The sequence below is a fragment of the Rhodococcus sp. 14-2483-1-2 genome, assembly GCF_002259405.1.
In the GTDB taxonomy this organism is placed as follows: Bacteria; Actinomycetota; Actinomycetes; order Mycobacteriales; family Mycobacteriaceae; genus Rhodococcoides.
Genome location: NZ_NPFW01000021.1, coordinates 368,964 through 391,154, shown reverse-complemented (window position 1 = coordinate 391,154; position 22,191 = coordinate 368,964). Strand labels below are relative to the sequence as shown.

22 protein-coding genes and 1 riboswitch are annotated in these 22,191 nt (G+C 65.4%); of the genes, 8 read left to right on the top strand and 14 right to left on the bottom strand.

From position 1 onward, the window contains the following. Positions 1-7: 7 nt before the first annotated feature. Positions 8-499, bottom strand: a complete 492-nt coding sequence (locus CH295_RS20330) for a polyadenylate-specific 3'-exoribonuclease AS (RefSeq protein ID WP_027497365.1) — start codon at positions 497-499, stop codon at positions 8-10. Positions 500-579: 80 nt separating this feature from the next. Between CH295_RS20330 and CH295_RS20325 the strand changes: the two genes are divergently transcribed. Further along, complete coding sequence (locus CH295_RS20325; RefSeq protein ID WP_502694517.1) at positions 580-1,872, top strand: glycosyltransferase 87 family protein; 1,293 nt, start codon at positions 580-582, stop codon at positions 1,870-1,872. A gap of 22 nt (positions 1,873-1,894) precedes the next feature. Here the strand turns inward: CH295_RS20325 and CH295_RS20320 are convergent, their stop codons facing one another. The 6 genes from CH295_RS20320 to CH295_RS20295 form a co-directional block, all read right to left on the bottom strand. Then, positions 1,895-2,623: a lysophospholipid acyltransferase family protein gene (locus tag CH295_RS20320; RefSeq protein ID WP_037192839.1), complete on the bottom strand. Its 729-nt coding sequence runs from the start codon at positions 2,621-2,623 to the stop codon at positions 1,895-1,897. 179 nt (positions 2,624-2,802) lie between these two features. Next, the gene (locus CH295_RS20315; protein WP_037192841.1) at positions 2,803-3,777 is read right to left on the bottom strand and encodes an ROK family protein; all 975 of its coding nucleotides are present in this window, start codon (positions 3,775-3,777) and stop codon (positions 2,803-2,805) included. 55 nt (positions 3,778-3,832) lie between these two features. Next, on the bottom strand, positions 3,833-4,306 hold the full coding sequence (locus CH295_RS20310) for a hypothetical protein (protein ID WP_094741850.1): 474 nt from the start codon (positions 4,304-4,306) through the stop codon (positions 3,833-3,835). A gap of 31 nt (positions 4,307-4,337) precedes the next feature. Beyond that, positions 4,338-5,564: an ArsA family ATPase gene (locus CH295_RS20305; protein ID WP_094741754.1), complete on the bottom strand. Its 1,227-nt coding sequence runs from the start codon at positions 5,562-5,564 to the stop codon at positions 4,338-4,340. Between the two features lie 29 nt (positions 5,565-5,593). Continuing rightward, entirely contained in the window at positions 5,594-6,028 is a 435-nt protein-coding gene (locus tag CH295_RS20300) for an SRPBCC family protein (RefSeq protein ID WP_037192848.1), read from the bottom strand. 133 nt (positions 6,029-6,161) lie between these two features. Next, positions 6,162-6,554 (bottom strand): polyketide cyclase / dehydrase and lipid transport, encoded by a 393-nt coding sequence (locus CH295_RS20295; RefSeq protein WP_094635457.1) that lies wholly within the window; start codon positions 6,552-6,554, stop codon positions 6,162-6,164. A gap of 169 nt (positions 6,555-6,723) precedes the next feature. Between CH295_RS20295 and CH295_RS20290 the strand changes: the two genes are divergently transcribed. Then, complete coding sequence (locus CH295_RS20290; RefSeq protein WP_094741753.1) at positions 6,724-8,529, top strand: AMP-dependent synthetase/ligase; 1,806 nt, start codon at positions 6,724-6,726, stop codon at positions 8,527-8,529. Between the two features lie 10 nt (positions 8,530-8,539). Here the strand turns inward: CH295_RS20290 and CH295_RS20285 are convergent, their stop codons facing one another. The 5 genes from CH295_RS20285 to CH295_RS20265 form a co-directional block, all read right to left on the bottom strand. Then, on the bottom strand, positions 8,540-9,664 hold the full coding sequence (locus tag CH295_RS20285) for a glycosyltransferase family 4 protein (RefSeq protein WP_094741752.1): 1,125 nt from the start codon (positions 9,662-9,664) through the stop codon (positions 8,540-8,542). Between the two features lie 23 nt (positions 9,665-9,687). Then, positions 9,688-10,968, bottom strand: a complete 1,281-nt coding sequence (locus CH295_RS20280) for a basic secretory family protein (RefSeq protein ID WP_252342113.1) — start codon at positions 10,966-10,968, stop codon at positions 9,688-9,690. 103 nt (positions 10,969-11,071) lie between these two features. Next, on the bottom strand, positions 11,072-12,133 hold the full coding sequence (locus CH295_RS20275) for a C40 family peptidase (RefSeq protein WP_037192859.1): 1,062 nt from the start codon (positions 12,131-12,133) through the stop codon (positions 11,072-11,074). Positions 12,134-12,440: 307 nt separating this feature from the next. Next, on the bottom strand, positions 12,441-12,995 hold the full coding sequence (locus CH295_RS20270; protein WP_037192860.1) for a C40 family peptidase: 555 nt from the start codon (positions 12,993-12,995) through the stop codon (positions 12,441-12,443). A gap of 16 nt (positions 12,996-13,011) precedes the next feature. Further along, a riboswitch (cyclic di-AMP (ydaO/yuaA leader) is annotated at positions 13,012-13,175 on the bottom strand. Positions 13,176-13,290: 115 nt separating this feature from the next. Further along, on the bottom strand, positions 13,291-13,572 hold the full coding sequence (locus tag CH295_RS20265; protein ID WP_037192862.1) for a hypothetical protein: 282 nt from the start codon (positions 13,570-13,572) through the stop codon (positions 13,291-13,293). 147 nt (positions 13,573-13,719) lie between these two features. Here CH295_RS20265 and CH295_RS20260 point away from each other — a divergent pair, with 147 nt between their 5' ends. Both CH295_RS20260 and CH295_RS20255 read left to right on the top strand, forming a co-directional pair. Next, the gene (locus CH295_RS20260; protein ID WP_094741750.1) at positions 13,720-15,519 is read left to right on the top strand and encodes a DEDD exonuclease domain-containing protein; all 1,800 of its coding nucleotides are present in this window, start codon (positions 13,720-13,722) and stop codon (positions 15,517-15,519) included. 54 nt (positions 15,520-15,573) lie between these two features. Continuing rightward, complete coding sequence (locus CH295_RS20255) at positions 15,574-15,849, top strand: Lrp/AsnC family transcriptional regulator (RefSeq protein WP_027497377.1); 276 nt, start codon at positions 15,574-15,576, stop codon at positions 15,847-15,849. Between the two features lie 12 nt (positions 15,850-15,861). On the opposite strand, the gene trpD is transcribed toward CH295_RS20255, so the two are convergent. Continuing rightward, a complete protein-coding gene (gene trpD / locus CH295_RS20250) occupies positions 15,862-16,923 on the bottom strand; it encodes an anthranilate phosphoribosyltransferase (RefSeq protein WP_094741749.1) in 1,062 nt (353 codons plus the stop codon). A gap of 51 nt (positions 16,924-16,974) precedes the next feature. After that, positions 16,975-17,451 carry a hypothetical protein gene (locus CH295_RS20245; RefSeq protein WP_094741748.1) on the bottom strand — a complete coding sequence of 159 codons (477 nt, stop codon included), beginning with the start codon at positions 17,449-17,451 and terminating at the stop codon, positions 16,975-16,977. Positions 17,452-17,602: 151 nt separating this feature from the next. Here CH295_RS20245 and ctaE point away from each other — a divergent pair, with 151 nt between their 5' ends. The 4 genes from ctaE to qcrB all read left to right on the top strand — a co-directional run bounded on the left by ctaE (position 17,603) and on the right by qcrB (position 22,111). After that, entirely contained in the window at positions 17,603-18,214 is a 612-nt protein-coding gene (gene ctaE, locus CH295_RS20240; protein ID WP_037192869.1) for an aa3-type cytochrome oxidase subunit III, read from the top strand. An 83-nt stretch (positions 18,215-18,297) separates the two neighbouring features. After that, positions 18,298-19,146, top strand: coding sequence for a cytochrome bc1 complex diheme cytochrome c subunit (gene qcrC, locus CH295_RS20235; RefSeq protein ID WP_037192872.1), 849 nt, complete (start codon positions 18,298-18,300; stop codon positions 19,144-19,146). Continuing rightward, positions 19,143-20,354 carry a cytochrome bc1 complex Rieske iron-sulfur subunit gene (gene qcrA / locus CH295_RS20230; RefSeq protein WP_255138312.1) on the top strand — a complete coding sequence of 404 codons (1,212 nt, stop codon included), beginning with the start codon at positions 19,143-19,145 and terminating at the stop codon, positions 20,352-20,354. The genes qcrC and qcrA overlap by 4 nt, the downstream gene beginning before the upstream one ends. Next, positions 20,351-22,111, top strand: a complete 1,761-nt coding sequence (qcrB, locus tag CH295_RS20225; RefSeq protein ID WP_094741747.1) for a cytochrome bc1 complex cytochrome b subunit — start codon at positions 20,351-20,353, stop codon at positions 22,109-22,111. The genes qcrA and qcrB overlap by 4 nt, the downstream gene beginning before the upstream one ends. Positions 22,112-22,191 lie beyond the last annotated feature (80 nt).

Sequence of the window (22,191 nt, the reverse complement as noted above, 5' to 3'; positions counted from 1 at the left end):
CGGGTGTTCACCCGCGGTACGAGTACTCCTCGATCGCCTGGAACTTCGCCAGATTGTGCCGCGCGTCGGCCAGGGCGTCGTGAGCATCGTCGGGAACCGACGGCAGCTCGGGACTGCCGCGATCCTCCCAATGTTGGCGCAGCTCACGAGTGAACCGCGGCAACGAACGCGGCAATTCGGTCATCGAGCCCCACAGCTGGCAGAGGGCCACGTGGTCGTACGCCGCCACCCACGCCCACAGTTCGACCTCGGCACCGTAGTGCGGAACGAGAAATTCGAGCAGTTCGTCTCGGATTCGGGACCGGCTCATCCACAGCGGCGACGAGTACGGTGGCAGCTTGGGAAGCACGTTGCGTCGAACCCAGCGGCCGGCGCGCTCGGGGTCGAACTCGGAGGACACCGCATAGAACTCGCGACCGTCCTCCGACACCACACCGATCGAGACCAACTCGATTGTGCGACCATCCTCGATGAACTCTGTGTCGTAGAAGTAGCGCACGCGGCTCACCCTAGCGCGTCCCCGACACGTCCCCCACGTACCGGTAGCCCCGATCCGAAGAGCCCTGAAAGGGAACGCCAGTGACTTCGCCCGACTCCAACCGTCCGGTCGCCGAAGCATCGGAGCCGGCCGCGCCGACGCGACGCCGGTGGCCGAGTTGGGCGGTGGCGTCGAGCAGGGTCCTCGTTCTGATCGGTGCCGTCGTCGGTGTGCTGTTCCATCTCAACGGCTTTCCGGGGCTGCGGACGATCGGTGAGCATTACCGTCTCGATCTGGACGTGTATCGACTGGGCGGGCAGGTGTTCGCCGAGGGCGGGGATCTCTACGGTCAGCTGCCACCGATCGCGACCGGTACGACGCTGCCGTTCACCTATCCCCCGATCGCCGCGGCGATCTTCAGCCCGCTGTCGTCGGTGTCGCTGTACGCCGCCTCGATCGCGGTCACCGTGCTGTCCATGCTCTTGCTGCTGGTGACCGTCGTGGTGACCCTCACCTCGCTCGGACTGCGTCCCCGCACGCTCGTGTGGTGGTCTGCCGGAGCTGTGTTCGCCGTGGCCGTGCTGCTCCTCGAGCCGGTCACCTCGACGCTGAACTACGGACAGATCAACATCGTGTTGATGGCGTTCGTTGCACTGGACTGCTTGCCGAAGAAGACGCCGTGGCCCCGAGGTGTGCTGATCGGTCTCGTGGCCGCCGTCAAGCTCACCCCCGCAGTGTTCGTACTGTTCTTCTTGTTGCGCAAGGACTTTCGCGCAGCAGTGGTGTCGGTACTGAGTTTTGCGGTGTTCACCGCGATCGGCTTCGCGCTGACGTGGTCGGACTCGGTGAAGTATTGGACCGAGACGATCGTCGATTCCGACCGAATCGGCGGCCCGGCCTACCCGCCCAATCAGTCGATCACCGGAGTGCTCGCGCGGCTCGGGTTGGACGAACTACCCCGGTCGATCCTGTGGATCGCGTTGTCGGTGGTGGTGCTCGCCATCGCGGCGGTGGCGATGCGAAAGGCGTTCGCCGCAGGCGAGACTGCGCTCGCGCTGACGATCAACGCCATGTTCGGACTGCTGGTGTCGCCGGTCTCCTGGTCACACCACTGGGTGTGGGCCATCCCGTTCGTCGTCGTGCTCGCCGTACTGGGCTACCGCCGCCGCAGTGCGCTGCTGGCGACTCTGGTGGCCGTCGGGCTGGCGTTGATGCTCTACCCGCCGCACTGGAAGCTCGGCGAGGGTCGATGGAGCGGGCTGGGCTGGCCGCTCGTGGATCAGTTCGCTGCCTCGGGCTACGTGTGGTGGGCGCTCGCCTCGATCGTCGCCACGGCCGCGATCACGTGGTCCGATCGAACGAACGCGACAGTCGGTACACGCGCCGCGCAGTGATCGCGACGCGGCCCGAACAGGGTCAGCTGGCCTTGGAATCCGGGATACGCTGCGCGGTCGGAGCCGACTCCGCCTCGGGTGCAGCCTTTTTCAGAGATGCGGCGTACACGTCCACGTACTCCTGACCGGAGAGCAACATCAGGTCGTACATCACCTCGTCGGTGACGGCACGCTCGACGAAGCGATTGCCTGCCATGCCCTCGAACCGAGAGAAGTCGATGGGCTTTCCGATCCGGATGGTGACCTTCGCCGGACGCCACACGCGCGAACCGATCGGGTTCATCTTCTCGGTACCGATCATCGCGACCGGGATCACCTGAACTCCGGTCTGCAATGCCAGACGCGCCATCCCGGTCTTGCCCTTGTACAGCCGCGCGTCGGGTGACCGCGTGCCCTCGGGGTAGATGCCGAGAACCTTGCCTGCTTCGATCACGCGTACGCCTGCGTTGAGCGCGTCCTGTGCCGCGTCGGCTCCGGTGCGATCGATCGGCACCTGCCCGACCGCGGTGAAGAACCATTTCTGGAACGCGCCCTTGAGCCCCGGTCCGGTGAAGTACTCGCTCTTGGCGAGGAAGGTGATGCGGCGAGGCGTCTTGAGCGGGAGGTAGAACGAATCGAGAACGGCCTTGTGGTTGCTGGCCAGAATGACCGGACCCTCCGTCGGGATGTTCTCCGCACCCTCGATCGTGGGCCGACCCAGGGCGATGAGAAGGGGGCCGACGAAAATGTACTTAACCAGCCAGTACCACATTGACATGCTCCCTGATGATGGTCCGGAATTCGTTTGGTGCCGCCTCGCCCTGAAGCGAATCGACTGCGGCCGTGCGTCCTCGAACCGTGCCGCGTAGTGAACTGTACCCACGGTTTATGACACCAGCCACATCATCGCCGACACGGGGACAGAGGTCACAGGAAGCGAGCGAAGAACAGTCAGCGGACCCCGGTGACGAACTGCGCCCGGGCCAACTCCGCGGCCCCGATCATGCCTGCTGCCTCACCGAGTTGAGTACTGCGAATTCGGGCCAGCGGTCGGTGCCCCGCACCGGTCACCAGCTCCGCATACTTGTCGGTCGCGCGCGCCAGGAACTGACTCGACGACGTCGCCACTCCACCGGCCAACACGATCAGATCCGGGTCGTACACGTCGCTGACCATCGAGAGCCCGACGCCGAGCCACTGCGCGAAGTCTTCCATGGTGCGGCGGGCGATCGAGTCACCCTCGTGCGCAGCACTGGCGATCCGGCGGCCGGTCAACGAACCCGGGTCGAGGAACACCTCACGAGCCAGGGTCGTCGAGGACGCCGGGTCCGCCGCCAGCAACTCGACCGCGGTGTCCACCAGAGCAGTACCGCTGCAGTACCGCTCCCAACAACCGCGCTTGCCGCAGGGACAGGCCCGGCCGTCCGGCACGACCTGGATGTGACCGAGTTCCGGTGCCACGCCGTGGCTACCCCGATAGATCCTGCCGTCGATCAGCAGCGCCGCACCGATACCGGTACCGATGGCCACCATCACCACGTTGCGGCCACCGGACGCGGCACCGAAGCGATACTCGGCCCATGCCGCCGAATTGGCGTCGTGCTCGAGCAACACCGGCAGACCGATGCGCATGCTCATTTCCGTCGCCACCGGAGTGTTCACCCACGGCAGATGCGGGGCGAAGAGAACCGTCGTGCGGTCGGAGTCGATGAACCCGGCGACGGCGAGCCCGACTGCCGCGATGTCGTGTCGCCCGGCCAGCTCCTGCACGGCCCGATCCAGACCGCGTTCGAGCGCGCGAGCAGTGTGCGGGGTGGGAGCAGCCGTCGAGTCGAGCACCTGACCGTCCTCGTCGACGACGGACGCGCGCAGGCTGGTCCCGCCCACGTCGATGCCGACCGTCAGTCGCTGGTGGTGCCGCTTCATTCGTTCATGCCTTCCTCGGCCGTCCCCCACGCGGCCTGCACCCGAGTCGCGTCGATCACGGACGCTCCTGCTCGTCCGAACGCGAATTCTTCACTCGAACGGTAATCGGAACGAACGACGCGGGGCGGTCGTCCTGTGAATTCGTGTCCATCGACACGTCCGCGACCTCTGCCGGGTCCGAGGGGGCACCGGCACTGCCGGGCCCGGGTTCGGCCGCGGTTCCGGGTGACGACGGGGCGGGCGGAGCCTGCGTTGCGGAGTGCGTCGCCCCGGAGGTCGTGTGATCGGCGAGCAACTGACGCAACAGCGCGATCACCACGGCGCTCTCGGAGGCCACGAGTTCGACGAGATCGTGGCGCTCCCCGCGCACCAGCGCCGCGAGTGCGCAGACCGGGCACCAACTGCATCCCTGTTGGTCACGATCCTGCTGTGTCTCGGCGACGCGACGCAGGATGGGCTCCAGTCGCGTCAACACGGTCTCGGCCAGGGCCAGCAGGTCCGCCCCCAGCTCGGAATGGTCCGAGTTCATCGACACACCCCGACCGTCGGGGTTGTACGAGTCACAGTGGCCACACGTCGGGGTTCGGACGGAAACGCACCACCAGGCACGGTCCGTCGAGTTCGGCGGAGTCCGCGACGCACCGACGCAGCACCGACGCCAATCTGATGCGCCGTCGCCTCCCGTCGGCACTCACTATCAAGTCGTCCTCCACTCGCCCCAGGCCCAAGGTCGTCGAATCCACCACCGGCAGAAGCATTCTCATCGCGTACACGGATTCGAGTCCGCGACCCGACTCGAGCACAACCGAAGGTTGCTCACCCCAGCCCGGCGCGCGCCGTTCGAGGGAGTCCGGTTCGAGGCGATCGGCCACATCTTGCAAGGGCCCCAACCCTACCGGTTCGCCGGGAGCGTGCTCCACCTCCACGATCGGCACCGTGCCGACGCGTCGGCGCAGCTCGGCGACCGCGTCGAGCTGCGCCGCCCGCCACCTCTCGAACCAGAACACGGCCGGATGAGCGCCCACCAGACCGATCGACGACGCGTTGAGCTTCGGCAGGATTTTGTTGACCAGAACACGATCGATTCTGATTCCGAGCAGAGCAGCTGCCGACAGTGTTCGTTCCGCGTCGACGACCGAAAGTTGTTCGGCGGTCACGACCACGGTCGCGCCGGTTCGGGCGGAGTCGGTGATCAGGGACCGTACGGAGTCGACCTGCGCGAGGATTCGCTCGATCATCGCCACCACGAGGGTCAGACGTACATCGGAACCGGTGCCGGCGACCATCCGTGCGTGCAGAGGCCAGATCCGCTCGACGTACGCGGCGACGGTGTCGGGCAACTGCAGCATGCGTAGGGCATCCGCCGATGCGGGCAGGTCGACTATGACTGTGTCCCAGCGATTCTCGTCGGCAAGACGGCCGATCTCGTGCATTCCGAGCAACTCTTCGACTCCGGGGAGACCGAGCAGCTCCTCCGGTTCGATCGCCCCGAAGCTCACCCCGTGTTCGTGTCCGGCGGACGCCACGGCCATCAGCGAGCCGAGCACCCGGTACCGCGCTTCGAGCAACGCCAGCGTGTCGATCTCGACGATGTCCAGGCCGGGCGCGATCGAACGAACACCGGACGGGTCCTCGGCCTCGGCGTCCCCCGCGAACGCGTCGGCCAGCGAGTGCGCCTGGTCGACGGAGGCGATCAGCACCCGCTCACCGGCCTGGGCGAGTCGCAGCCCCGACGCAGCCGCCAGCGTCGTCTTACCCGCGCCACCTTTGCCGAGAAACAGCAACACCGTGGTGCGGGCTTCGGTGCGAGCTTCGCTCAGCCTTCGACCCGCTTCTTCAATTCCTTGAGCGCAGTGTCGGTGATGACCTTCTCTGCCTTGCGCTTGAACAGACCGATCATCGGAATGTTCAGGTCCACGGTGAGCTCGTACGTCACGTCGGTGCCGCTACCGGACTCGCGCAACGTGTACGAGCCGTTCTGGGATTTCTGCATCTCGCCCGAGACGAGGTTCCAGGAGACCGAATTGCCGTCGGCTGCCCAGTCGTACTCGAGCTCGTAGGTGTCTTTCACCATCCCTGCGTCGAGCACGAACTTGACGCGCTTGCCACGACCGTCCTTGCCGACTTCGAGGACCTCGACGGACTTCGCGGCCGACACCCACGTGGGGTACGCGTCGAAATCGGCGATGACGTCCATGACCCGGCTCGGTGGGGCTTCGACGACGATCGACCTCTGGGTTTTCTCCGCCATGACTACTCGTCCGCTTCCTCTCGGGTACTTCGATCAGCTCGGCTCGCTTCTGCACCGCCGAACTCGCGCAGGCCTATCTCACACGATCGATCCGCCGACGCACAACGCGAACCGGCCGACCGTACCGCGCGGTTCATTCTCGAGCCGGAGTCGACGCTACGTGGTGGGGTGCCTCACCTGCAGACCGACCGGCCTCGAGCTGTCGTTTGAGCTCGAACGTCATCGCTCGTCCGGCCACCCGACGAGTGTGCTGGTGCGCCGCCACGTCGACGTCCGCGGCAGGTTCGGCATGCAGGAAGTAATGCACGATCACACCGTCGAGCGCAGGCTCGAGCCACAGTTCCATCGTTCCGACGACCCCGCCGCGCACTGCCCAGCGGATCCCCTTCTCACCCCGGTCCTCGGTGATGGTCAGGTTCAGATCCGGCCACCATCGACGCCACCGCTCGGGCGACGCGAACGCCTGCGCCACCCGCTCACCGGGGGCGGCCACGAATGTCTGATCCGCAACTTGAATACTGCTCATCGACAGAGCTTCACATATCGGGTCCTGGGCAATGCGCGTCCCCTCTCTTCAGGCTCGTTCCTGCAGCCTTCTTTCGAGGCGCATTTCGACGCCGTGAGCCCGGGTCTAGAGTATCTGTGAAGCCGAGCTATCGACTTTCGTTCTCCCCGTTCTATCCGGAGGTAATCCCGTGCGCGAGTTCACCGTCGCCGCAGAATACGCCATCGCGGACACCGACTCGGCTGTCGATACCGTCTTCGCTCGCGCCCGCACCTCGCCGGACGCGGTCGTGTTCCGCCGCTTGTCGGACGGGCAGTGGATCGACGTCACCGCCGCCGAGTTCGAGCGCCTGGTGGTCGGGGTGGCGCGGGGTCTGATCGCCGCGGGCATCGCGCAGGGCGATCGGGTCGCACTGATGTCGTCGACGCGTTTCGAGTGGTCGGTTCTCGACTACGCGATCTGGGCCGCGGGCGGCGTGACGGTACCGATCTACGAGACGTCCTCGGCCGGGCAGGTGGAGTGGATTCTCGAAGACGCCGAGCCGGTCCTGCTGATTCTCGAGAACGACGCGCACGTGCAGGAGACGAAGTCCGTTGTGGCAGCTGCCCCGTCGGTCCGGCAGACGTTCGTCATCGCGAACTCGGCAGGCACCGACGCAGTGCAGGCACTGATCGACGGCGGGGCCGGGATCACCGAAGACGAGGTGCACCAACGGGTTTCGAAACTCGCCTCGTCGGACCCGGCAACCCTCATCTACACCTCGGGAACCACGGGTCGCCCCAAGGGCGTCCAGCTGACCCACGCCAACCTGCTCGCCGAATCACTCGGCATTCGTGAGACGTCGCTGAAATCACTGATGAGGCAGGGCCGCAGCACGCTGATGTTCCTTCCGTTGGCGCACGTGCTGGCACGCGCGGTGTCCATCGCCTCGTTCGACGCCGGGGTCACCCTCGGGCACACCAGCGACATCCCCAATCTCGTCGCGACGTTCGGCACGTTCCAGCCGGACTTCATCCTCTCGGTACCGCGAGTGTTCGAGAAGGTCTTCAACACCGCCAAGCAGAAGGCGCACGCCGACGGCAAGGGAAAGATCTTCGACCTCGCCACCGAATGCGCAGTGGCGTGGAGCGAGGCACAGGACACCGGCGGACCGGGAATCGTGTTGCGCGCCAAGCACACCGTGTTCGACAAGTTGGTCTACGGCAAACTGCGGGCAGCGCTCGGCGGCAAGTGCGAACTCGCCATCTCCGGCGGCGCGCCGCTCGGTTCCCGTCTCGGCCACTTCTACCGGGGCATCGGCGTGACGATCTACGAGGGCTACGGGCTGACCGAAACCACCGCGGCGTTCGCGGTCAACACCATCGGATTCCAACGCGTGGGCAGCGTCGGGCGTCCACTGCCCGGCAACACCGTGCGCATCGCCGAGGACGGCGAGATCCAACTCCGCGGACCGGTCGTGTTCGACGGCTACTGGCGCAACGAGGACGCGACCGCCGAGTCGCTGGACGACGGCTGGTTCCGGACCGGCGATCTCGGTTCCGTGGACGAGGACGGCTACATCACGATCTCGGGGCGCAAGAAGGAATTGATCGTCACCGCAGGCGGCAAGAACGTTTCACCGGCCGGACTGGAAGACCAGCTGCGGGCGGGCGCGTTGATCAGCCAGGCAGTCGTCGTGGGCGATCAGAAGCCCTTCATCGGCGCGCTCATCACCCTCGATCCGGACGCGTTCGATCGCTGGAAGTCCTCCCACGGCAAGGCCGCCGACGCCACCGCAGCGGATCTGCAGACCGATCCCGAACTCGTCGCGGAGATCGACGCCGCCGTCGCCGACGCGAACAGGTCCGTCTCGCATGCAGAGTCCATCAAGAAGTATCGACTACTCCCCCACGACTTCTCGGAGGAGAGCGGCGAGCTGACTCCCACGATGAAGCTCAAGCGCAACGTCATCACCGCGGCCTACGCCGACGAGATCGAGGCGATCTACGCCCGTTGAGCCGTACTGCCTAGATCAACGAACGCAGCTTTTCCGTCAGTACGTCCCAGCGCCATTCCGCGTCGACCCATGCGCGGCCGGCGTTGCCCATCTGCGTGGCCAGCGTGCGATCGGACAGGATCTTCACGATCGCGTCGGTGATGTCCGAGACCGACGTCCCGTCGACGACGAGGCCGGTCTTGTTGTGCTGCACCGCTTCCGGCGCTCCCCCGGACATGCCTGCGACAACGGGTACTCCGCAGGAAGACGCCTCGAGGTAGACGATGCCGAGACCTTCGACATCGAGACCGGCGCCTCGGGTTCGGCTCGGCATCGCGAACACGTCGGCGATGGTGTGGTGGGCGGCGAGCTCCGCCGACGGCACGGTACCGGTGAACACCACGTGCTGCTCCATGCCGGTGGATCGAACGAGCTCGCGCAAAGTCTTCTCGTACGGCCCGCCGCCGACGATCACCAGAACCGCACCGTCGACGGCCCGGCGGATCCCCGGGAGCGCCCGGACCAGGAAATCCTGACCCTTGCGCGGAACGAGCCGGGACAGGCACAGAACGGTCGGGCGATCACCGAGGCCGTAGCGCGCGCGCAGTTCCGCTCGTGCAGCGTCGTCGGGCACGAAGCGATCGGTATCGACACCGGGCGGCAGGTGCTCGAGCGCTGCGGTCCGACCGAACGCCGAGCTGAAGCGCCCCCGGGTGTACTTGCTGACGTAGGTCACCACGTCGGTGTTCGCGCCGATCGTGCGCAGAGTCGCCCGCCCGCCCGGCACCATCGACCAACCGACCTCGTGACCGTGCGTACTCGCCACGATGCGCTCCGCCCCGGCCTTGCGCAGGTGCGACGACATCACGGCCAGCGGAGCCGACGCACCGAACCACACCGAATCGCAGTCTCGGGACTTCAGGATTCGAGCTGCCCGACGCGCGACGAGCGGAGTGGGCAGCATCAGAGTCGTCGGATGCCGGATCACCTCGAACGGCTGCCTGGCGTCGAATTTCTCGTGCGAGTCGCCGCGCCACCGAGGTGCGTAGACCACCAGCTCGTCGGCCGGCAGCTGCGAGGCGAAGCTGTGCAGATAGGACTGGATTCCACCCGGGCGAGGCGGAAAGTCGTTCGTCACGAGCAGAGTACGACGCATGGCGTCAACCGTAGCGCCCCGTCTCAGCGGGCCTGGCGAGCCACCCAGTCGCCCCACGAGGCCACGAACTGTGCTCGGTCCGACCCCAGCACCGACGCGAAGGCAGAATCGGTGGAGCTCTCGGACGCGAGAGCTTCGTACAACGAGCGCAGGGTCGACTCCCCGAACCGATCGGCCACGAATGCGAACACCGACCACGCCGATTCGTAGGCCACACTCGACCGGGCACCACCGGCCCCGAAGTCCTCGTTCTTCGGCAGCACCGTCGGCGGTCCACCCGCCGCCACGATCGCCGCGAGCGTGGGCGCAAGTTGCCCGAAGTCGGCACCCGAATTTCGGTACCCGGAATAGTCGGCGAACCCCTCCGACACCCACAACTCCGTACCGTCGGACGTCCGCGTCCTCGCCGCCACATGAGTCAACTCGTGTCGCAGAACCGAGCGCACGGTGAACGCAGTCAACCGCGTCGCCGCGTCGGGACCGAACACCACTCGCTGACCCGTCGGCCGGGAGCCGTCCCCCGCAACCGCGTCGGACACCGTCACCGCGGCCACATCGGTGGACGGATCGGATCCCGTCAGTTCGGCGAACTCCTCCGCGGAGGATGCGACGAAGACCAGCCCGTCGCGCGCCCAGTCGTCTCCCCAGAAGTCGGTGACGGCTGCGGTTGCCGACGGAAGTTCGGCCGCGAGGCTCTCGACGAACTGCTCGCGGTCCGGATGGCCCATGACCACCGATGTCCCGGCCGCGGTGGGCACCGATCGCACGGTCAGAGGGCCGAAATCCCACGGCCCACGCCAGGTGTGGCGTCGATACTCGGTCAGGTCCGCGTCGTCGACCAGCCGCCACCGACCGTCCCGCTCGGCCACGACCAGTGAGACCGGCCGCCGCGTCGGCGATGCGTCCGGACCGGTGACCGCGTAACGCAGATACACCGAGGGTGCCCACACATCGGTGGAATCGAGCGCCGCGGCGATCGGCGGCGGCACCGGGGTCTCGGGGTCGTCACCCAGGTCGTAGCCGAACTCGGCGAAGGGGACGCCCGGAACCACTGCCGCCCGACGCATCTGTGCTTCCACGAAGTCGGGGTCGGCCTGCGGATCCATCAACTCGCGCAGTGCATCGAGATCTCCGGAGCGAACCGCCCGCGCCCACTGGTCGAGGAGGACGGTCACATCGGCGCGGCGCTGCTGATCGTAGGTCGGCGGGGCCTGAGCGACCGTCACGTCGGCGGTCCCGGCACTGGACGTGCTGTCGAATCGGTGAATCAGGACGACCGAGACGGCCACGATTGCGACGACCACGACCGCTGTCCAACGCAGCCATGACGATCGGAGGAGAACCTGCAACCCGGATGGCCGGTTCGAGGCGTTCATGCCGCCGTCAGTCGATCGTCGAGACACACCCTCAGTATCGACGCGCCCCGTAGTACGGGAACGAAGCCATCGACTGCACCTTCACGGGAACACCGAAGGTGGAGGCATGCAGCACGTTGCCGTTTCCGGCATAGATGCCGACGTGTGAGATGTCCGGATAGAACAGGACGACGTCACCCGGCTGCAGATCCTTCTGATCCACCGGAGTTCCGCCTGCCGCCTGCGCCTGACTCGACCGCGGCAACGTCTTGCCCACCTGCTTGTACGCCCATACGACCAACCCTGAGCAGTCGAAGCCGTCCGGGCCGGTTGCGCCCCACACGTACGGCTTGCCGATCTGCGTCAGGCCGGCCTGCAGCGCACTGGCACCCGATCCCGGCGTCAGGTTCTGCAGAATCGTGGCGGGGTCGAATCCGTCGGGCAGGGCCGAACCGGCCAGAGCCAGTTGCTCCGAGGACGAGAGCGCACTGTAGGCGGCCATGACCTCGGCTATCTGCCCCTGCAGCTCACTCTGCTTGGCCTGGAGGTCGTCGCTGACGGCCTTGGCTTGTTCCGCGGCGACGCGCGCCTGCTCGGCGGCCGTCGTTGCGGCCTGCTCGGCCGTCTCGGCATCCGAGCTCGCCTGCTTGAAACGAGCAACCTGGTCGGCGGTCTCCGCAGAGATCACATCCAGCGCCGACATCTGGTCGAGCAACTGCTGTGGCGAGTCGCTGACCATGACGGCGAACAGTCGGTTGGTCCGCGCGCCCTGATAGTTGACGTTGGCGACCTTGTCCATGGCCGGTTTGAGCTGCTCCAACTGAGCCTGCGCTGCGTCCACCGCGGCACGGCTCTGGTCGACGACGACCTGCGCGTCGAGTTGCTGCTGGTTCTTGGCGTCGAGATCGATCTGAGCATTGTGCAGAGATTCGGTGGTCTGCTCGGACTGGCGAGAAAGCTCGGCGAGCTCGGTCTGCGCGTCGGACGCCGAACCGAATCCCGGCTGCGCGGTCGCCGTCGTCGTCGGCACCACGGCGATGCATGCGGTCAGTGCAACAGCAACCAGCGAGTTACGGGCCGTACGCAACGCTCGGGTAGATCTCGATATCGCCACGGAAAGCGACTCTCCGTCCTCACAGATGTCACCTCGACCGAGGCAACGGTTGGAAAAGTAGACCGAAAACGAACCATACCCATGCTCTTACGGGCGCGGACGTGAACACGGTCCGAAATCGACGGGGGTTCGAGGTGACAGGTCACAAAATAAACATCGACCAGGTCTCGATCAGATTACGAACTGGATGCTTCCCTGTCCACCGGACCGGCGTGTCGCGCGGTCCGTGTCCGGATACGCCGACAGGGCCGAGCCGATGAACGGCTCGACCCTGTCGGTCGATCACAGCAGACGTCGGTCGCTCGAATCAGTAACGGCGAGCACCGTCGAACGGCATCGAGGCAAGCGGAGCAACCTTGACCGGCACGCCGGACGTGGATGCATGCACGACATTGCCGTTGCCGACGTAGATGCCCGAGTGCGATCCGTCGTAGAACGAGACGACGTCGCCGGGGGCGAGGCTGTCGCGCGAGACCGGAGTGCCTGCGGCCGCCTGGTCGTAGCTCGTACGGGGCAAGCTGATGCCGGCCTGCTTGTACGCCCACTGAACGAGGCCGGAGCAGTCGAACGAATCCGGACCCGAAGCGCCGTACACGTACGGTGCTCCGATCTTGGATTCTGCGGCCTGAACGGCCTTCGCTGCCGGGGTGACCTGGGGTGCCAACGGCGCACCAGGCGCAGGCACACCGGGAATGTTGAGGGGAGGGAGGCCCGGGATGTCAGGAATCTCGAAGGTTCCGACGCCGGGAATGGTGAGGGGGGCCGCCATTGCGGGCGCAGCGGGAAGAATGACCACGCCTGCCGTGAGCGCTCCGGCTACGAGGACTCGCCGCAATGATCGGTTGGAAAGTTGTGACGCCACGAAAGATGGTGCTCCGTTTCTTCCTATCGTCCGCCGACCGAGTTAGCTGACGGGTTCGGGCTGGGAAGAGCAGCCCTACCCACCGGCCACCGTGTGGTGGCTCAGCGGGATTCACCCCAGTAGATATCGGGTTCCCGGTACGAACACTCTCGCGAGTGAACGATTAGGCGGTGACTTGCGACGCCACTCCGGTTTGGACTGGCGAGACTCCGCAAGGTCTCAGGAAGGTTACGAAATGGCATACCCCTGTGTCGACCCCAACTCGCCGAGGCGAGTGAATTCGCCCCGATTCTCGCTAGCCGGCGCGCTGATCCCCCGGTGTGTCACGAGTCGATAACAACGGAACCTCGGCGGTGTCCTCGTCGTTCACGACGAGCTTGAGAGTGGGCACGAGACCGACATCGGCGAGCACACCCATGGCACCGAGTTCTTCCTGCTCGAGAGTGATACGAGACGGCGGACCGACCCACCGCCCGTCCGATCTCGACGGCATCCCCGGAGCCCCGAGAAGCACCGTCACGACGCAGTCCGCGCAGGCGATGTCACGGACCAGGCAGTCACTGCAGTCGATGATCATTGTGATCCTTGTCTCTTTGCGGTTTCCGGCGGCCGAATCGGCCGACGAAGCGAAAGATAGCGTCGGGCACCGACAGGTTTCGTGACACGACGACGTTCGGCGGCGCGCTGAGCGTTCTTGTCGGAGGTCGGCCCTAACGTCGTCCCGGTGAGCCTGCCCATCCAGCTGACGTTCGACGAACTCGACACCCCCCTGCACGAGACGACGTTCGTCGTCGTCGACCTCGAGACCACCGGTGGTAGCGCGGACACCGAGGCCATCACCGAAATCGGGGCAGTCAAGGTTCGAGGCGGCGAAATTCTCGGCGAGTTCGCCACCCTGATCGACCCGGGCAGATCCATCCCGCCGTACATCGTCGAGCTGACCGGCATCACATCGGCGATGCTCATCGGCGCGCCGCGCATCGAACGGGTCCTGCCCGGTTTCCTCGAATTCGCGCGCGGTTCGGTGCTGGTGGCGCACAACGCCGGCTTCGACACGGGCTTCCTCAAAGCGGCCGCCAGTCGTCTCGACATCACGTGGCCACGGTTTCAGGTGCTGTGCACCGTCAAGCTGGCTCGTCGAGTTCTGACGCGCGACGAGGCCCCGTCGGTGAAGCTGTCCGCACTGTCGACGTTGTTCCGGTCCGGCACCAGGCCCACCCACCGCGCACTCGACGACGCCCGGGCGACCGTCGACGTTCTGCACGGCCTCATCGAACGTGTGGGCAATCAGGGAGTCCACAGCTACGCCGAGTTGGTCGACTACCTACCCGCGGTGTCGGCCGGCCAGCGCGCCAAACGCGGCCTGGCTGCTCATCTACCCGGCACCCCCGGCGTCTATCTGTTCCGCGGCCCGTCCGACGAGGTGCTGTACGTCGGTACGTCCAACAACCTCAAGCGACGCGTGCGCAACTACTTCACCGGCTCGGAGACGAGAGGCCGGATGAAGGAGATGGTCGCATTGGCCACTCGCGTCGACCACGTCGAGTGTGCGCACGCGCTCGAGGCCGGAGTCCGCGAGCTACGGCTGCTCTCGGCGCACATCCCGCCGTACAACCGCCGCTCGAAGTTTCCCAGGAAGGGGTGGTGGATCACCCTGACCGACGAGGCGTTTCCCCGCCTGTCGATCGTTCGCACACCGACACCGAACAGCCTCGGACCGTTCTCGGTTCGCGGCGACGCCGCCGAGGCCGCTGCGCTCGTCGCGGAGTTCTGCCGCCTACGAACGTGCACTCGACGTCTGGCTCGCTCGGTCCGACACGGTGACCACTGTCCGGCAACCGACGTCGGAGGCTGCCCAGCGGCACTGTCCGGCCCGTTGACGGCCGACGAGTACTCGGACGCCCCGACACAGTTTCTCGCCCTCGTGTGCGGTCAGGACGATGCCGTTCTCTATTCCATGCGCAGCCGCGTCGCCGAGTTGGCGGACAAGGAGCTGTACGAGACGGCAGCTCGTCTACGCGACCGGATCGCGATCACCGTCGATGCACTGCGCAGGATGCACCGATCGGCAGCAGTGGCCACCATTGCCGAACTGGTTGCGGCGAAGCGGACGTCCGACGGCGGGTGGGAGTTGATCGTGGTGCGCTTCGGGCGTCTGGCCGGCGCTGCCGTCGCGCCGCGCGGAGTGCATCCGATGCCTGTTGTCGATGCCATCACCGCGTCGGCCGAGACGGTGCTGCCCGATACCACCCCGCTTCGCGGCGCGCCGCCGGAGGAAGTCGGACTGATTGCGGCCTGGCTGCGTACGGACGGAGTCCGGATCGTGCGTACGAGCAGTGGGTACTGCAGCCCGGCACGGTCGGCGGGTTCGTGGGAGTCGTGGTGTCGGACGGCGCGAGAAGCAGCACGGGCAGGAGTGGAGCCTGCGGAACGACCGTTCAGGGCAGGAGTGGAGCCTGCGGAACGACCGTTCAGGGCAGGATTGGAGCCTGCGGAACGACTCTTGCAGCACGGCAGCAACTAGGGTCTGGGGGTAGCTCGCGTCGGACACCGAGCTCGAGATGCTTGAGGAGCACAGATGATCAATGCCATCGTCTTGATCGACGCCGAGGCCGACTTGATTCCGGAGGCGGCTCAGGCCGTTGCCGATGTCGACGGGGTGTCGGAGGTCTACTCGTGTGCTGGGGATGTCGATTTGATCGCCATCGTCAAGGTTCGCGATCATGCTTCGATCGCAGAGGTCATCACCAAGCACATCAATCGTGTGCGGGGAGTGCGCAGCACCACCACTCACATTGCGTTCCAGTCCTATTCGAGCGCCGATGTCGATGCCGGCTTCTCGATCGGCGAGTAGGCGTCCTCTACGTCAGTCGACGAGTTCGTTGGTGCATCGACCCCAATCGGCGAGCAGACGTGCTGCCGCGCCCGAATCGACTGTCGTTGCGGCAGTGGCCAATCCGGCTTCGATCCGGGTGTGGAGGTCGCCGGACACGCCATGGTGCGCTGCCATCGCTGCGGCCGCGTTGAGCAGTACTGCGTCGCGGACGGGGCCGTGTTCACCGGCGAACACGCGATGCGCCACGGCTGCGTTGAATTGGGCGTCTCCGCCTTTCAGAGCTTCGATGGGCGCTCGGGCGATGCCGTAGTCGAGCGGGTCGATCGTCTCGACTTTCACCGAACCACCGGACACCACGTGCACGGTCGTGGTGGTCGACAGGGTGATCTCGTCCAGTCCGTCGTCGCCGCGGACGACGAGCACCGAGCTGCCCCTGGCGGCGAACACATCGGCGACCACGGGGACCAGGTTCTCGAACGCGCAGCCGATCAGGCCTGCGCGCGGGCGGCCCGGGTTCGTCAGTGGCCCCAGCACGTTGAAGACCGTGGGGATTCCGATTTCCTTGCGCGGTGCGGCAGCGAAGCGCAGTGCGGGGTGGTGGATCGGCGCGAAGCAGAAGCCGATGCCGACCTGCTCGACGCTCGCCGCGACTGCGGCGGCCCCGAGTGTCACGCGGACACCCAACGCCTCGAGCACGTCGGTCGTGCCGCTCTTCGACGAGGCTGCGCGGTTGCCGTGCTTGACGACTCGGATGCCGCTGGCAGCGACGACGACGGCGGCCATCGTGGAGATGTTGACGGTGTCTGCTCCGTCCCCTCCGGTCCCCACGACGTCGACGGCGTCGGTGTCGGTGTGCACCAGCACTGCGTGCGCCAGCATCGACTCGGCCAGCCCGTTCACCTCCGCCGGCGTCGGGCCCTTCATCTTGAGCGCTACGCCGAAGGCTGCGATCTGCGCGGCTGTCGCGTTGTCGGCCATGATTTCGTCCATGACCCAGCCGGTGTCGGCGCTGGACAGGTCGGTGTGGTTCGTCAACGCGCCGAGGATTCGACGCCAGGTTCGCGGCTGTTCGTCGCTGATCGCTGCGGTCATGGTGGTTCTGCCGTGCCCTTCTGCCGTCGATGCACTCGGTGCCGTGGAAGCTTAGCCAGACGCTGCGTCGGGCTGCGCGGGCTGCAGCGCGTCCCAGCCGAGTACGGCTCCCCCTCGACGCTGAGCGAGGCCCGCCATGCGAGAACGCTCCTGCGAGCAGTGCAAGGCGTCGAGCACCTGCACACGTTGCAGCACCAGAGGGACGCCGTCGTCGACCTTCGGGCGATAGCCCTCGCTGTCCGCGAGTTCGACGTTCGGTCCGACTTCGTAACCGTCCTGCGCCGCGACGGACGCGGCGTCCTCCACTTCGTGAGCGGGCAACAGCAGATGGTGCCGAAGCAGCACGTCCGACGCCTCCGTCCACACCGGCTGGGTCCTCGCCGCTTCGTCGAGCACGGCCGAGCATGCCTGTGCGTCGTCGAAGCAACTCGCCACTGTCACCAGGTCGTCGCGGGTGGGGTCCAGACGTTCGTCCGTCGATCGCGAGAACAGTCTCCGAAACCATCCACCTTCGGTGCGCTTTGCCATGAGGCCAGCCTTGCACGACTGGACCCTACCGGCCCGTACAGGGCCTTCCACCAGCACGGGAACAAGGAGGCACTCGGATTCGTTCCGACACGACGCGCCAAGAGCGGACCCGGATATGCCTTCCGTACTACGACGGGTCATACTTCTCTTTGTGACGAGCGCTGTAGGGACTCAAGGATCGGCAATCACCCAACGCGTGCACTCGCTGAACCGCCCCAATATGGTCAGCGTCGGCACGATCGTGTGGCTGTCTAGTGAACTCATGTTCTTCGCCGGGCTGTTTGCGATGTACTTCGTCGCACGCGCCCAGGCGAACGGAATCTGGCCGCCGGAGCCGACGGAACTGAACCTCGCTCTCGCTGTGCCGGTGACCGCGGTGCTGATCGCATCGTCGTTCACCTGCCAGCTGGGCGTGTTCGCCGCCGAGCGAGGTGACGTCTTCGGACTGCGCCGCTGGTACATCATCACGTTGGTCATGGGCGCGTTCTTCGTGGCCGGCCAGGCGTACGAGTACTACCACATGGTCCACGAGGGCACGACGCTCTCGAGCAGCGTGTACGGCTCGGTCTTCTACATCACGACCGGCTTCCACGGACTGCACGTGATCGGCGGACTCATCGCCTTCGTGTTCCTGATCACCAGGACGCTGGTCAGTAAGTTCACGCCCGCGCAGGCCACCGCCGCCATCGTCGTTTCGTACTACTGGCACTTCGTCGACATCGTCTGGATTGCCCTCTTCGCAACGATCTACTTCATCCGCTAGTGACAGTCAGCACGCCAAAGATAACGAGCGAACGGATTCAGCCCCCGACGTTCGGTCCGTCCCGACACGACAAGGGATAGAAGATGAGTTCATCTCCCCCAGCAGCATCCGACGACAACGCCGCCTCCAAGACGAGACGGCAGCGTAAGACGCGCCGGCGCATCACCGGTGCGCTCGTACTGATGATGGGCCTTCTGAGCGCAGGGTTCCTCGCTTCGGCTCTGACGCCGACCCCGCAGGTCGCGACCGCCGATACCGATTCGGCAGCGCTGATCCGCGAGGGCAAGCAGCTCTACGACACGTCCTGCGTCACGTGCCACGGTGCCAACCTGCAGGGTGTTCAGGATCGCGGACCGAGCCTCATCGGCGTCGGCGAAGCAGCCGTGTACTTCCAGGTGTCGAGCGGCCGTATGCCCGCCGTTCGCAACGAGGCACAGGCGATGCGCAAGCCGCCGAAGTTCAACGACAAGCAGATCGACGCCCTCGGTGCGTTCATCAACGCCAACGGCGGCGGACCCACGGTCATCCGCGACGAGAACGGTGAGATCGCCCAGGAGTCGCTGCGCGGCGGCGACATCGGACGCGGCAGCGAACTGTTCCGTCTCAACTGCGCTTCCTGCCACAACTTCACCGGTGAAGGCGGCGCTCTGTCCTCGGGCAAGTTCGCACCGTCCCTCGGCCCTGCCAACGAGCAGGAGATCTACACCGCGATGGTCACCGGTCCGCAGAACATGCCGAAGTTCTCCGATCGTCAGCTGACGATCGAGGAGAAGTCCGACATCATCGCGTACGTCAAGTCGGCCCAGGAAACGCTTCCCGCAGGCGGTTGGAGCATCGGAAGCTTCGGTCCCGGTACCGAGATGATCGCTATCTGGACGGTCGGCATCATCGCCGTCGTCGGAGCAACTTTGTGGATCGGAGCTAGATCATGACCGACGGCGATTCCGGCCGTAAGGACGCGAACAACGACGACGAATCCGGACGCAAGGATGCGACCGGTTCCGAAGGCGTGAACGCGGACAAGAAGTACACCGACGAAGAGCTCGCCGCGATGAGCCGCGACGAACTGGTCGAGCTCGGTACCAACCTCGACGGCGTCGACGTCGCTTTCCGCCGCAACCGTTGGGCTGTGGAAGGTACCCGCGCCGAGAAGCGCGCCGAGCGCAGCGTCGCGATCTGGTTCACGATCGCCGGTCTCGCCGCAGTCGCGTTCATCGGTATCTACCTGTTCTGGCCGTGGCAGTACGCCGGCATCGGCGAAGAGAACTACCTGGCCTACTCGCTGTACACCCCGCTGATCGGCGGCACGATGGGCCTGGCGATCCTCGCGGTCGGTGTCGGCGCGGTGCAGTTCACCAAGAAGTTCATCCCGGAAGAGGTCTCGATCCAGGATCGCCACGACGGTGGTTCGTCGGAGACGGACCGCAAGACGCTCGTCGCCGAGCTGGGCGACTCCCTCGACACGTCGACCATCGGTCGTCGCAAGGTGATCAAGCGATCGCTGGTATTCGGTGGTGGCGCACTCGGCGTCATGGCGCTGCTTCCCCTCGGTGGCCTGATCAAGAACCCGTGGGCGAAGGGCGAAGATTCTCCGTTGTGGGTATCCGGCTGGACTCCTCGCTACGATGGAGAGACCATCTACCTCCGACGAGACACCGGGCGACCGGAAGATGTCGTTCTCGTTCGGCCCGAGGACTTGGACGCTGGTGCCATGGAGACCGTCTTCCCGTTCCGCGAAGCGGACCGCGAGAGCGAGCACGACCTGCTCGTATCTCTGCGCGGTGTTCGTAACTCGGTCATGCTCATCCGCCTTCGCCCGGACGCCGCCAGCACCGTCGTCAAGCGCAAGGGCCAAGAAAGCTTCAACTACGGCGATTACTTCGCCTACTCGAAGATCTGCACGCACCTGGGTTGCCCGACATCGTTGTACGAGCAGCAGACCAACCGAATTCTGTGCCCTTGCCACCAGTCGCAGTTCAACGCGCTCGAGTACGGCAAGCCGATCTTCGGACCGGCTGCGCGTGCGCTGCCCCAACTTCCCATCACTGTCAACGAAGAGGGATTCCTCGTCGCTTCGGGAGACTTCACCGAAGCTCTTGGACCCGCCTTCTGGGAACGTCGTCCGGAGCGTGACTCATGAGTACATTGCAAACCCTCGCCGCCAAGCAGGCCGACGGCGTAGACAGTCGTTACCACTTGGCGCCGGGATTGCGTCGCCAGATCAACAAGGTCTTCCCCACGCACTGGTCGTTCCTGCTCGGTGAGATCGCGCTGTACAGCTTCGTCATCCTGCTGATCTCGGGTGTGTTCCTCACCCTGTTCTTCGATCCGTCGCTCAGCGAAGTCGTGTACGACGGTGCGTACACCCCCCTCAACGGCGTGACGATGTCCAGGGCATACGCCACCGCTCTCGACATCACGTTCGAGGTTCGTGGCGGTCTGTTCATGCGGCAGATTCACCACTGGGCCGCTCTGATGTTCGCGGCGTCGATCATCGTGCACATGATGCGCATCTTCTTCACCGGTGCGTTCCGTCGCCCGCGTGAGGCCAACTGGGTCATCGGTTGCCTGCTGCTCATCCTCGCGATGTTCGAGGGCTTCTTCGGCTACTCGCTCCCCGACGATCTGCTCTCCGGCACCGGCCTCCGCGCCGCTCTCGGTGGCATCACGATGAGCATCCCGATCATCGGCACGTGGATGCACTGGCTCATCTTCGACGGCGACTTCCCCGGCACGATCATCATCCCGCGCCTGTACGTCGCTCACGTGCTTCTTCTACCGGCCATCATCCTGGCGCTGATCGCAGCCCACCTGGCCCTGGTCTGGTACCAGAAGCACACGCAGTTCCCCGGACCGGGCCGCACGGAGCAGAACGTCGTCGGCGTTCGTATTCTCCCGGTCTTCGCAGTCAAGTCCGGTGCCTTCTTCGCCGTCACCTTCGGTGTACTGGCAGCAATGGGCGGACTGCTCCAGATCAACCCGATCTGGAATCTCGGACCGTACAACCCGTCGCAAGTGTCGGCAGGCGTACAGCCCGACTTCTATCTGATGTGGACCGACGGCATGGCACGACTGTGGCCTGCCTGGGAGATATACATCGCCGGCCGCTACACCATCCCGGCAGTGTTCTGGGTGGCAGTGATCATGGGTCTCGTCTTCACCGTGATGATCGCCTACCCCTGGATCGAGAAGCGTCTCACCGGAGACACTGCGCATCACAACCTGCTGCAGCGTCCCCGCGACGTTCCGGTGCGTACCGCGATCGGCGCGATGGCCCTCACGTTCTACGTGATCCTCACGCTCTCGTGCATCAACGACCTCATCGCATACAAGTTCGACATCTCGCTGAACGCGATGACGTGGATCGGTCGTATCGGAATTCTGACCATGCCCCCGCTCGCGTACTTCATTGCATACCGATTCTGCATCGGACTGCAGCGCAGTGACCGGGCTGTTCTCGAGCACGGCATCGAAACCGGAATCATCAAGCGACTCCCGCACGGCCAGTACGTGGAAATCCACCAGCCGCTCGGACCGGTCGACGATCACGGACACCCGATTCCCCTCGATTACCAGGGCGCACCCGTACCGAAGAAGATGAACAAGCTCGGCTCGGCCGGAAAGCCCGGCTCGGGATCGCTGTTCACGCCGGATCCGGTGGCACAGAGCAAGGCTCTCGAAGACGCCCACCACAAGGGTGAGCACGAGCAGCTCACGATGCTCCGCAACTACCAGGCGGGCATCCACGGCAACGGTCACTCGAACGGCAATGGCCACTCGAACGGGAATGGCCATGCCAATGGCAACGGCCACTCGAACGGGAACGGCAATGGGCTGCACTCGGACGAGGACACCGCTATCGCTTCGGGTCGAAGCGACAACGACAGAGAACGCTGACATCTGACAGAGTCCGAAAAGAGGGCGACACCGGCAACGGTGTCGCCCTCTTTTGTTGTCTGCGAAGACTATCCGGGCTC

Coding starts and splice junctions, on each gene's coding strand:
- CH295_RS20320 (WP_037192839.1), bottom strand. CDS start 2,623: ATGTGGTACTGGCTGGTTAAGTACATTTTCGTCGGCCCCCTTCTCATC.
- CH295_RS20315 (WP_037192841.1), bottom strand. CDS start 3,777: ATGAAGCGGCACCACCAGCGACTGACGGTCGGCATCGACGTGGGCGGG.
- CH295_RS20310 (WP_094741850.1), bottom strand. CDS start 4,306: ATGAACTCGGACCATTCCGAGCTGGGGGCGGACCTGCTGGCCCTGGCC.
- CH295_RS20300 (WP_037192848.1), bottom strand. CDS start 6,028: ATGGCGGAGAAAACCCAGAGGTCGATCGTCGTCGAAGCCCCACCGAGC.
- CH295_RS20295 (WP_094635457.1), bottom strand. CDS start 6,554: ATGAGCAGTATTCAAGTTGCGGATCAGACATTCGTGGCCGCCCCCGGT.
- CH295_RS20285 (WP_094741752.1), bottom strand. CDS start 9,664: ATGCGTCGTACTCTGCTCGTGACGAACGACTTTCCGCCTCGCCCGGGT.
- CH295_RS20265 (WP_037192862.1), bottom strand. CDS start 13,572: ATGATCATCGACTGCAGTGACTGCCTGGTCCGTGACATCGCCTGCGCG.
- CH295_RS20255 (WP_027497377.1), top strand. CDS start 15,574: ATGATCAATGCCATCGTCTTGATCGACGCCGAGGCCGACTTGATTCCG.
- trpD (WP_094741749.1), bottom strand. CDS start 16,923: ATGACCGCAGCGATCAGCGACGAACAGCCGCGAACCTGGCGTCGAATC.
- CH295_RS20245 (WP_094741748.1), bottom strand. CDS start 17,451: ATGGCAAAGCGCACCGAAGGTGGATGGTTTCGGAGACTGTTCTCGCGA.
- qcrC (WP_037192872.1), top strand. CDS start 18,298: ATGAGTTCATCTCCCCCAGCAGCATCCGACGACAACGCCGCCTCCAAG.
- qcrA (WP_255138312.1), top strand. CDS start 19,143: ATGACCGACGGCGATTCCGGCCGTAAGGACGCGAACAACGACGACGAA.
- qcrB (WP_094741747.1), top strand. CDS start 20,351: ATGAGTACATTGCAAACCCTCGCCGCCAAGCAGGCCGACGGCGTAGAC.